Below are 11,844 nucleotides of genomic sequence, written 5' to 3' on the forward strand. Positions count from 1 at the left end.
TTTATGAATCTGAAGACCACTTTTATATATATCGCTTTAGGTGAAAAATTTGCTTATCACCTTCAGACCATATTCAGTTTGCTCAGTCTTGTAAAATTTAGAAGCGAAGCAATTAAATATGTCATTTACACAGACCATCCTGAATATTATAAGTGGTTATCAGCGTTAATTGAGATTCGCCATATCGATCTTCAGACATTCGAGAATTGGATAGGCCCTACTCAATATTTCTATAGGACTAAAATTAAAGCCATGCAAGATGCTGCTTTAAAAGATGATGGTCACCTCATCTTTTTAGATTCAGATACGATGGCAATTGCACCTTTAGATCAACTGATCGGTCAGCTTTCTTCCGGACACAATTTTCTTCATTTAAAAGAGCGGTTCCTATCGGATAAGCAGATTACCAACGACCATAAGAGGATGTGGAAAATCATTGGAGGTACAAAAATTAATAATATCGTGATGGATGATACGATTCGTATGTGGAATTCTGGCATCATCGCACTAAATCAGCAGGACAAAATCAAATTATTAGATGATGTACTTTTATTCAATGATACACTGTGTGACCAAAAAATTGTTTGTCGTGTAAAAGAACAATTCGCATTCTCGGTTGTGTTAGAAAAACACGGAAATTTAAAAGTTGCTGATTCTTGGATACTGCACTATTGGGGAAATAAAGAGGAGTGGCATCAAAAAATTTTAGATTTTTTAATGCCTTTGCTGCTTGCCGCTCATAAGCCCGAAGATGTAGCTGAGCTAATCGATACCGAAGAATGGATAAAAACACCCTATCATCGACACATTTCCTCCTTTAAAAAACGTCTATTGAAATTTTGCATTAATAAAAAAGATCGTACCTTGACTATTGAATAATTAATTCGCTGTATGTGAAAAGATTTACGATAATTGGTGGTGGAGTTGCTGGATTAACCGCAGCAATTGGTTTAAATAAGATTGGGATACAGGTATCAATCTTTGAAAGTGCAAAAATATTAGCAGGTATTGGTGCTGGCTTTGGATTAGCAGCCAATGCCATACAGGCACTTGACTATTTAGATCTTAAAGATGGGGTGATCCCTCTGGGTCATTATTTAGAAAATTATAATATCCTAGATGAACAAGGGAAAATTCTAGCATCTCCCGAGACCAAGAAGATCAGCACGCAATATGAACAGGATAATTTTGCCATCCACCGTGCCGATTTACATCAATTTCTACTCCAGCAAATAAATATCACGGACTTGCATTTAGGAAAAAGAGCATTCAAAGTTGAAGAAGACGCAGTTGGTATTGCTGTTTTCTTTGAAGATGGAACTGTACACAAAACTGATTATTTGATTGTTGCCGACGGTGTAAAATCTCAACTAAGACAGCAATTAATCCCTCATTCAGCTCCTCGATATGCAGGCTATACCTGTTGGCGTGCCACCATTGACAATGCCCACATAAACCTCAAGACCGGTTTCGAGACTTGGGGTAGTAAAGGACGTTTTGGAATGACTCCACTTGTTGGAAACAAGATCTATTGGTATGCTTGCATCAATGCGGAGCCAAATAGTGCTCAGTATAGTAATTATACCATCGAGGATCTCAGGCTGAATTTTGCTCATTACCATGACCCTATACCAAAGGTGTTAGCCGAAACAAAAGACGAACAACTCATCTGGAATGATATCATTGATATTAAACCTCTAAAACATCTTGCATTAGGCAATATCTTATTTATTGGAGATGCTGGACATGCAACTACTCCAAACATGGGACAAGGTGCTTGCCAAGCGATAGAAGACGTAGCCGTATTAGTGGACGAATTGAAGAAGACAGAGGATGTCACGCTAGCTTTTAAACATTTCGAACAAAGGAGATTAAAAAGGACGCGGTATATCACAGAAACTTCTTGGACTATAGGAAAGATCGCACAATGGCAAAACCCGATCAGTATCATGGCTCGAAATACGCTGATGACCATACTTCCAGAGAAAATCAAACAACATCAATTGAAAACACTTTTAAGTGTTGATTTTATGAAATAAAAAATCAAATGAAAACAAAAGTATTAATCGTAGATGATGCGCATACCGTACTTCTTCAAAAATTGGAGCAAGCTGGTATTGCTTATGATTACAAACCAGACTTTTCCAGAACTGATGCTGAAAATGCAATCGTAGCTTATACCGGATTAGTCATCAGATCGAAATTTCAAGTTGACAAACAGTTTATAGATTTAGCAAGTAATCTGCAATTTATCGCACGCTGTGGAGCGGGTATGGACAACATCGATGAAGCTTATGCTGTATCGAAAGGAATTAAACTCATCAGTGCAAATGAGGGAAATCGAGACGCTGTTGGAGAGCATATGATCGGCATGTTACTTTCTTTAATGAATCATCTCAACAACGGAAATCAAGAAATTAAAAATGGTCTATGGCGTCGAGAACCCAATCGAGGCTATGAATTAAAAGGAAGAACTGTTGCACTCATTGGCTATGGTCATAATGGACAAGCGATGGCAAAAAAACTTTCAGGATTTGATGTTAACGTGATTGCCTATGATAAATATAAGACGGGATTTACAGATCAATTTGCCAAAGAAGTTGCTATGGAAGAAGTGGTCAAACAGGCGGATGTACTCAGTTTTCACATCCCGCTAACTCCAGAAACTAAAGGGTTGATAAATCAAGAATATCTGCATCATTTTAGGAAACCCTTATTTTTCTTGTTAGGTGCTCGCGGGGGAATTGTTGAAGTTCCAGCTGTTTTAAAAGCGATGGATGAAGGTAAAATCATAGGAGCAGCTTTTGATGTGCTACCTGTTGAAAAATTTCCTGCCCTTGCAGAGCAATCCTGGTTTTCTGATTTAGCCAGTAGAGACAATGTATTATTAAGTCCACATGTAGCAGGCTGGACATTTGAGAGTTATTATAAACTATCTGATGTTGTTGCTGAAAAGATTATTGCACTTTTTAATAAATAAGCATTTACATTGCGGTCAGGCAAAATATTGGACAAAGACAACCACTACAAATTGAAGAACCAAACTTACGTCTAATAAATAAGCATAATGATAATGGTCATTCCTCTTGAAAACAATCAACCTCAATAAAAGTACAATGATTACATTAGTGAGTAAAAGCCCCATTTTGAGCACGAGATCATAAGGAGCACCTAAAATCAAGAGACTATGTAAGCTTAGCAATAAATAGCATAGGCTCTTTGCTCTACTTTCTCCGAGCATATTAGGCAATGTTCGGAGATGATAGTACGAATCTTGTTTGATATCTCGAATATCGAAAGGCAATGTACAGATAATCAAGAAAATAAACTTCAATCCAGCGAGATAATATAATAAATTGAGATTTACCAAAATATTATTGCTGTACAACTCGACATAAGGTAAAAATATACTACTCAACACCCAGACAAAAGCAATATGGAAAATTTTCATTGCTGGAATCTGTCTTAATCCCCCCCATCGTCCTCTTAAAGGAATGATAGGAAGACTATACAATACACTCACAAGCCCGATGATACCTAAGAAAAAGATCGCATAAAGATGGATATGAAAAAGACACCATATACATATACATGCTGCTAAACAGGTATTGATCAATAAAAATCGTTCGTATTTAAAAACCCATCTTGTTCGGGCATATATTGATCTTTCGGGATGTTGAGGTTTGGATAAGATTAAACTAAAATTGTAAAGAGCAAGTGTCGCTGCTCCTTCAATTAGTGCGATATAACCATTGACCTCCTGATCCAAGATCACATATGTCAATACGCATTGTGAAGCCGCCGCAAGAGCAATTAGTATATTGCTAAAAATCAAAAAATAATATACTTTTTTTAGTACATCCATACAGATCAATCTATTATATCATGAGCAATATAACAATAGTGTTATAAAAAAGTTAAATTTCAAATTATAAATTTTATAAATTGCCTTTTGTCGCAAAAAAAACTAAATTAGCTGATTCCTAATGAACTTGTTTAATCAACCAAATTGCGTTTTTAGGGATTGAAATTAATAAAACCAAAATATGAGTCTACAAATCAAATCATTTGAAGAATATCAAGAAGTTTATAAAAAAAGTGTAGAAGACCCGGAAGCTTTCTGGGGAGAGATAGCGGAAAACTTTTTTTGGAAAAGAAAATGGACAAATGTTCTGAATTGGAATTTCACGGAACCTAATGTAAAATGGTTCGAAGGTGGTAAATTAAATATTACAGAAAATTGTCTAGATCGTCACATTTATAATTTAGGAGATAAACCAGCTATTATTTGGGAACCCAATGATCCAAATGAAGCACATCGTATTTTATCTTACAAACAACTTTTACAGAAGGTTGAACAGTTTGCCAACGTTCTAAAAAATAACAATATCCGCAAAGGAGACCGTGTGTGTATTTATTTACCGATGGTACCTGAATTGGTCATTGCAACTCTGGCATGTGCACGTATCGGCGCTATCCATAATGTCGTATTCGGAGGTTTCTCAGCACAATCTATTGCTGACCGTATCAATGATGCAGCATGTAAAGTAGTGGTTACGTCCGATGGTAGCTATCGTGGTCCAAAAGTATTGGAATTAAAGAGCATTGTAGACGATGCGCTGATGCAATGTGATACCGTTGAAAAAGTAATTGTATTGACAAGAACGCGTACACCTGTATCCATGATCAAAGGTCGTGATGTATGGTGGGAAGACGAGATCAAGAAGGTAGAAACACAAGGAAACCCAGCTTGTCCTGCTGAAGAGATGGATTCGGAAGATACGTTATTTATCCTTTACACCTCTGGATCTACAGGGAAACCAAAAGGAGTTGTGCATACCACAGGTGGTTATATGGTCTACACGGGTTATACTTTCTCAAATGTATTTCAATATCAGCAGGGAGAAGTATATTTCTGTACTGCAGATATTGGTTGGATTACAGGTCACTCTTATATTGTCTATGGTCCACTCTCGCAGGGAGCTACTTCATTGATGTTTGAGGGAACACCAACGTTTCCTGACGCTGGTCGTCTCTGGGATATCGTTGAAAAGTATAAAGTCAATATTTTATATACAGCACCAACAGCTATCCGTTCGTTAATGGCCTTTGGCGATTCGTTTATTGACGGTAAAGATCTGAGCAGCATCCGCAAACTGGGATCTGTTGGAGAGCCTATCAATGAAGAAGCATGGCACTGGTACAATAGCAAAGTGGGTAAAGAAAAAGCACCAATTGTTGATACCTGGTGGCAGACTGAAAATGGCGGTATCTTAATCGCTCCTATGGCTGGGATTTCACCTACTATACCGGGATATGCGATGTTGCCATTACCAGGGGTGCAACCAGCCCTTATGGACGAAAATGGAAAAGAGATTGAAGGAAATGATGTCTCTGGCAATCTATGTATCAAGTTCCCATGGCCAGGTATGTTACGTACCACTTGGGGGGATCATGAGCGTTGTCGTCAAACCTATTTTGCAACCTATGAAAACATGTACTTCACCGGTGATGGTTGCTATAGAAACCCTGAAGGATACTACAAAATCACTGGCCGTGTAGATGATGTGTTAAATGTTTCAGGGCACCGTATTGGTACTGCCGAAGTAGAGAATGCGATCAATATGCACTCTGATGTTGTCGAATCGGCAATAGTAGGTTATCCACACCCTGTAAAAGGACAAGGTATTTATGCCTACGTAATCGCACACCATCATATCGATGATGAAAGTACGCGTAAAGATATTATGCAGACGATTACGAGATTGATTGGTGCTATCGCCAAACCAGATATTATCCAATTTGTATCTGATCTTCCAAAAACTCGCTCTGGAAAAATCATGCGTCGCATCCTTAGAAAAATTGCAGAAGGGGAAAGATCAAATTTAGGAGATACTTCTACCTTACAAGATCCAGCTGTTGTTGATGCCATCATCGAAGGAGCTGATAACTTGAAGAAATAAAAAAAACTTAATATTTTTATAAAAACAGAAGCCACCTCATCAGGTGGCTTCTGTTTTTATAGACAATACATCATATTTATTGAAAAATATTCTATTTAAATAGAATAAACAAAAAAAAACTTATATTAACATTAAAAATTAAACAAAATTCTTTAAAAAAATTAATTTTAAAACATTTCACAATATAAAATAATCGAAAAACTCATCAAAAAAAGTAAAAACATCATAATTTTATGGGTAAATAAAAAAATAACCATAATTTTCATTAAAATGAGGAAAAAATAATAAAAAAAAAACAAAAATAACATTGGCAATCATAAAAAAAACTATATATTTACAACACCTTAATAGGTTTATAATTGGTTATAAAAGGTTTTCATTCTCCCCGTCTGAAAACCTTTTTTTATTTTCAATAGTTTAATCAAATTTTGTATTAACAATGAGAAATTTATCGATGCAACAATAGATTGTAACCCTATATTTTATTAAACTTGCAACTGTCGGATTTTTTTTAATCACACTTTCTCTCCAATAGATCAAAAAATGAATTTGTCAAAATACCATCAGGGCCAAAAATTAACTTACATCGGCAAACATATAATAATACACCTATGATTATTATGACAATGTACAATCATACTACTGAATCTGATATCGTGATGCTATTGATTACTTATGAACCCTTTATGGTCAAATCGAAGCTTATAAATAGACTTAAAAGTATGCGATTTTCATTTTTGACTCGGACTCGCTGATGCATCGTTATCCGATCACACGTAAATCAAGCTTATACCAATCCATCCCTTGAGGATGCTGATAACCCTTTACTAAATATCTAAAAAAAAACATTGTTTAAAGTGGCATAAACCTAATTTTCATTGTTGTAAGCTGATCAATAAGTATAGCGAATGTAAGCCGGATATTCGAGTTTTCTTCACCCATTGTACATATTATATTCGTACACTATACAGCATAAATCCAATAAGAATCCGTGTTAAGTGCGTGGTGAGTCCGTGTTAAGTCCGTGTTTATAGTATTTTCACCATGATATCACTATTTTCAGACCATGGTTACAGGTTTAAGATATATTGCACTCCTTTCCTATTTGTATTGCACCGTAGTGCAATACATTACGCACAAAAGAACCCATATCTTTATAATCGTGTATACCAGATCTAAAGCAATCCTTCCACTATATACTGAATGATAATGAAAGTGACTTTGTTCGAATACAAGATTAATTCCCACGGAGTCTTTTTCAAAATTAAAACAAATTTACCTTCATTCTGTTGAGAAAAATGTTTGTGAAATGGTCTGTGAATTTTGGTGGATGGTATGTTTTTAAATATAGTTACAATAGGTATTACTGCTCAACGTCGCAAAATAAATTTGCATGAGAGACAAAAAAGTTGAAGCGTCAGAAATATGCTAAGTAGCAGGGGAAATACAAGACATGGGCAAAATTACTTAAGTAGAATCACAACTATCAATAACTTGAATGGATTCATAGATTATTATAAAACACTTTGTAACTATAAAAACTTTTTACTTCAAGATAAAAAGGGGAATTTTAACATATTGGGAACCAATCATGTTAAAATTCCCCTTTTTAAGGAGATAAGATATAATTACACGTATATTTTATCTTCCTATACCCCAAGCTAATTGCAGGTAAAAACTGCCTAATCTATCCTTCGGCGCATTGGTAACTGTGGCATTCGTTACTTTCCACTCATTAGCAGAAATAGAAGATTTATAACCGACTCTACACTCTGGAGAGAACAGGGTACGATCTTTATTAGTCGTCTTCAATGCAACGCTAATATCAACTATAGCTGCTGTATGCTCCAACTTAGTCTCATTTGATTGATTCGTTAAAAAATCTTGAAAGGTTCCATTCATATTTTGCTTTTCAATAATAAAAGTAGATGATTGAGCGCCTAAGCCAAGTTGAGGACTAAAGACTAAATTACCAGTTCGTATAGCATTACTCGCTACATATATGGTAAAATCTCCAGTATTCAAGGTGTTATTTTTTTTACCATTTGTTGATAAACTAAAATTCACTCCGATTAACGTTTTATTAATACGATAAGCTGTACCTAGTCCAGCATTCCATCCAAATAAAGGAATTTGCCCTGCATCCGAATCTTTCAATACCGAATTTAAATTACCAGCGTGATTAAATTGAACACCGCCAAAATACATAATCTCAATCGGTAGGTACTTTCTTTTTGAGCTTTGCTCCTGCGCTAGGAGATTCATTGTTAATAGAGCCAACAGCCCTGTAGATAAATATTTCATAATCAATTTTAATTGTATATTATAAAGCAAGACAATAAAGGGTAAGATATTATTACATTTAAAATTTAAAAAAACAAATCACCTTCATACTATGAAAAAGCCTTTCCAGATAAACTGAAAAGGCCTTTAAATAAACATATGAAACATTATTGTTGCTTACTCATCACAACAACAATAATGTTGCAGTAATTAACTTTGTGGTACTAACTTAATGGTACCAGCGTCATTAGTAAAGTATCCTTTTGTATATGTCCCTGTTGGTTCAACATATTTCAATTCTCTAAACTTAACTCCGTTAACATCGTACTCGGTATAAAAATCGAGACCAGTCGGTGTATAGCGATATGAATAAGGCTTAGTATTGCCTGCAATCAATAAAGCACGTTTCGTAAGTGCTGTGGCAAATGTTGCAGGAATTGATTCTGTACCAACTTCAAATTTATAATTTGAAAATGCATGAAATTTTATTATTGCCGAACGATAGGTTGTAACAATTGAAGAAGCCTCACTCGATTTAATTGGTAAGAGAACAATCTTATTATAAGACTTTCGCCCTTCCATAACAACTGAATCTGCGGAAACTTTTGTTACCAAGAAATCATTTTCGCCCTTCATTCCTTCATTAATCGCTCCAAGTTGAGCCGTTACAAAACCAGGTAAAAAATAACTACTACTCCTATTAAAATATCCAGGTAATGCAAAATAATGAAAGATTCTATTGTATGTATCTAAAGTTAAAATAGGTCCTGCTCCAGGTACAACGGTATAGGTACTATTTTGTGCCGCCAGAGTCGTAAAATCTCCCTCAATAGTAACATCTACAGCATTATTGAATTTTGCAAATAAAGTATATCCACCAAATTCTAATGCACTACTCGGAAAATATTTAATAAGCCATCCATCTTTATTAGACTGCAGTGTAGAGTAAACATTAGAAACACTTGCATTTAAACGATCGGTAGGACTTTCATCAAAAATATAATCCATTTTCTTTTCACAACTTGCGCTCAAAGACAAAATGGTTATTCCTAAAATAAATAGTTTTAATTTCATTTTTCTTAATTTAAAGTTGTTTGGTCAAAGGTGCTAAGTTGAGGATAACGAGCTAGAATATTTGCACGCAAAACATCCATATCTATCTCCCATTCAGATTTCATATAAGATTTAACAATTGCCAATTTTGATAAAATTAGAGCTCTTCCAGCTGCTGTGGATCCTGTGACATTAAGCATAGCATCAAAATCAGCCTGACTACGTGTTACATAATAAGAATACAATTCAGCAAAATCTTCCGTATCAGCTTTTGAAGCATAAGGTGAAATAAAACCAGCTGCAATAGCATTTCCTATTCCTACTGCTGTTGCAGGATATGTTGAGTTCCAATCATCCTCAACATAACTCGTCCCAGTAATTTCCTTAAAATTACTCGGATAAGCCTTGTTTTGATTCAAGATATGTTGAAACTCATGATGGATCGTCTTAAAAAACTGACCTGTTAAAAATGCAACATCTTTACCACTAGTTTCATTCAATCCTAACAAATTATATAGGGATACCTTAGTTCCTGATTCTGCTGTTCCTAAAATAATAACACCATTTGTCTGAACAGGTACTGACCCAGTATAGGTTATAATTTTCGGAAAGTTATTTTTCAAAAATTGTTTACTGCCTGCCACTTCAGTGTACGGTTCCATTATAAGAAAATTCATGAGTTTAGACAGCCGAATGGAGGACTCATAAGGGGCTGGTACTAAACGATAAGTCATATCAGACTCCTTATCAACATACTTATACAATATCTCAACATTGTAAGGTTTAGTATAAGTATTATATAAATAATTATCTAAAGCATTTTTAGGAATTTCTGAATCCACAAAAACACTTTTAGAATCCAATTTATCTTCTTTGCTACATGCGGAAAATAGTAGACCACATGATATTAATATAGGTATTAATTTATAATTCACTTTCATCTTTATCTAGGATTAGAAGTTAAACCAGCATTAATTACATCTTGAGGAAGTTGAATAGCACGACGATTATCTCTGATTTTCAAAATGTTTTCTGTTTCGGTTATTGGAAAGCTTGTAGCATTAAAAACTGCTGGAGCTATTCTTCTTGTTATTTCGATTCCATAACGTTTTACATCAAACCATCTTAAACCTGTATGAAGAAATTGTAAGCGCTTTAAAGATAATACGGCATGAATCATATTCTCTTGTGTACCTGTTTCAATCGCAAAATCAGGATTCAATTTCTTTTTGGGTGTTGGTGCTGATGCTGTAAAATAAGCAAATGAATTTGCCCAAGTATTAATGGACGATTCACTTAAAACTGAAGGATTGTTAATGGTGTTGTTATTAACATGAATTTGCATATCAGCAATAGCAGCGGCATAATTTTTTAAATGAATATTTGCTTCAGCTCTATTTAATAATGCTTCTTCCGAAGTAATCGGTGCAAATACCCCTCTTGAAAATCCGATACCTGCTACTTGATCCGTATACTCAAACATATAAGCGACATGAGGAAAAATTACTTTATTCGCTGTCGTACTTGTATATCCAAATACACGAATTCTATAATCTGTACTTAAAGTAGCTGTACCAAAAACTTGACGAGCGAAAGTTGTTTCAAACTTTGCAATTGTTCCCGCATGACTAATTCTATTGTTTGTAGTGTAGCCGCCAAACGTTGTACCCATAGCAGAATAGGCAGTAGAAATTAGAAAGTTTGCTTTTCTAGCACTAGCATTATATTCTCTGGTAATATTACCATATGCCGCAGCAAAAGAAGCAATAGTAGCATAATCTCTTAATGTCGTAGCTGGATTGCTACCTAATGCTTCGCTAGAGTATTCTACTACTTTAGCCCAATCTTCCATAAATAATGCCAAACGAGAAGCGAAGGTATATGCAGCCGCACGATTAAAGTGATATTTTGCTACACTTGAATTAGCATAAGAAGCATCATTGATTAGAGGTAAGCCTTCTTCAACATCTTTTTTAATAAAATTATAAACTTCTTCAACTGTATTTCTTTCGTATTTTGGATCTAAAGTTGTTTCCCCCTTTGTCATATAAGTAATCCCCAAATCAGTAGATGAATACTTTTTCGAATAATTATGTGCAAACATGTTTACCAAAATCCAGTGGTTATAAGCACGCGCTAACAGTGCTTCACCTTTTTGAGCATTTAAACTAGCAGGATTGCCTTCCTCTTCTATAGCTTGTAATGCCGCATTAGCACTTCCAATTGCACTATAACAAGCACTCCAAATATTGTCAATACCATCATTATTACTTTCAGTAATATCTTGCCACTTATAAATTTCTTCTAAAAAACGTGAGTAATTTAAGTAAACAGGTCCTACATCATCGACGTTATCGGACGATAATTCAGCAACCATTACATAAGCATTTTCAGGATAAGCACCGACTAACATCTTACCTATTTTGTCCGTAGTATTTAACTCAGCTCTATTATCGGGTAATACATCAAGGTACTTCTTACAAGAAGAAAGTCCTGTTGCTAGTATTCCAGCTGAAATTAATATATATGATAATCTTTTTTTCAT

Annotated in this window: 9 protein-coding genes; 4 read left to right on the forward strand and 5 right to left on the reverse strand. The window is 35.0% G+C overall.

The genetic code is table 11. From position 1 onward, the window contains the following. Window positions 1-3: 3 nt before the first annotated feature. Genes AC06G9_RS18775 through AC06G9_RS18785 form a run of 3 tightly spaced genes read left to right on the forward strand, consistent with a single transcriptional unit; the run spans window position 4 to window position 2,980 of the window. The gene (locus AC06G9_RS18775; protein WP_346568165.1) at window positions 4-879 is read left to right on the forward strand and encodes a hypothetical protein; all 876 of its coding nucleotides are present in this window, start codon (window positions 4-6) and stop codon (window positions 877-879) included. Window positions 880-893: 14 nt separating this feature from the next. Continuing rightward, window positions 894-2,039, forward strand: coding sequence for an FAD-dependent monooxygenase (locus AC06G9_RS18780; protein ID WP_480956915.1), 1,146 nt, complete (start codon window positions 894-896; stop codon window positions 2,037-2,039). 8 nt (window positions 2,040-2,047) lie between these two features. Beyond that, window positions 2,048-2,980: an NAD(P)-dependent oxidoreductase gene (locus AC06G9_RS18785; protein ID WP_480956916.1), complete on the forward strand. Its 933-nt coding sequence runs from the start codon at window positions 2,048-2,050 to the stop codon at window positions 2,978-2,980. A 15-nt stretch (window positions 2,981-2,995) separates the two neighbouring features. Here the strand turns inward: AC06G9_RS18785 and AC06G9_RS18790 are convergent, their stop codons facing one another. Then, complete coding sequence (locus tag AC06G9_RS18790; RefSeq protein ID WP_480956917.1) at window positions 2,996-3,865, reverse strand: UbiA prenyltransferase family protein; 870 nt, start codon at window positions 3,863-3,865, stop codon at window positions 2,996-2,998. A 181-nt stretch (window positions 3,866-4,046) separates the two neighbouring features. On the opposite strand from AC06G9_RS18790, the gene acs reads away from it, so the two are divergent. Continuing rightward, window positions 4,047-5,963, forward strand: coding sequence for an acetate--CoA ligase (gene acs, locus AC06G9_RS18795; RefSeq protein WP_248755628.1), 1,917 nt, complete (start codon window positions 4,047-4,049; stop codon window positions 5,961-5,963). A 1,641-nt stretch (window positions 5,964-7,604) separates the two neighbouring features. Here acs and AC06G9_RS18800 read toward each other — a convergent pair. From AC06G9_RS18800 to AC06G9_RS18815, 4 genes are all read right to left on the reverse strand, one after another. Continuing rightward, a complete protein-coding gene (locus AC06G9_RS18800) occupies window positions 7,605-8,267 on the reverse strand; it encodes a hypothetical protein (protein ID WP_480956918.1) in 663 nt (220 codons plus the stop codon). A 189-nt stretch (window positions 8,268-8,456) separates the two neighbouring features. After that, window positions 8,457-9,320: a DUF4302 domain-containing protein gene (locus AC06G9_RS18805; RefSeq protein ID WP_480956919.1), complete on the reverse strand. Its 864-nt coding sequence runs from the start codon at window positions 9,318-9,320 to the stop codon at window positions 8,457-8,459. 5 nt (window positions 9,321-9,325) lie between these two features. Further along, the gene (locus AC06G9_RS18810; RefSeq protein ID WP_293923713.1) at window positions 9,326-10,240 is read right to left on the reverse strand and encodes a zinc-binding metallopeptidase; all 915 of its coding nucleotides are present in this window, start codon (window positions 10,238-10,240) and stop codon (window positions 9,326-9,328) included. Window positions 10,241-10,242: 2 nt separating this feature from the next. Then, the gene (locus AC06G9_RS18815) at window positions 10,243-11,844 is read right to left on the reverse strand and encodes a RagB/SusD family nutrient uptake outer membrane protein (protein WP_293923716.1); all 1,602 of its coding nucleotides are present in this window, start codon (window positions 11,842-11,844) and stop codon (window positions 10,243-10,245) included.

The organism is Sphingobacterium sp. MAE, assembly GCF_056711605.1.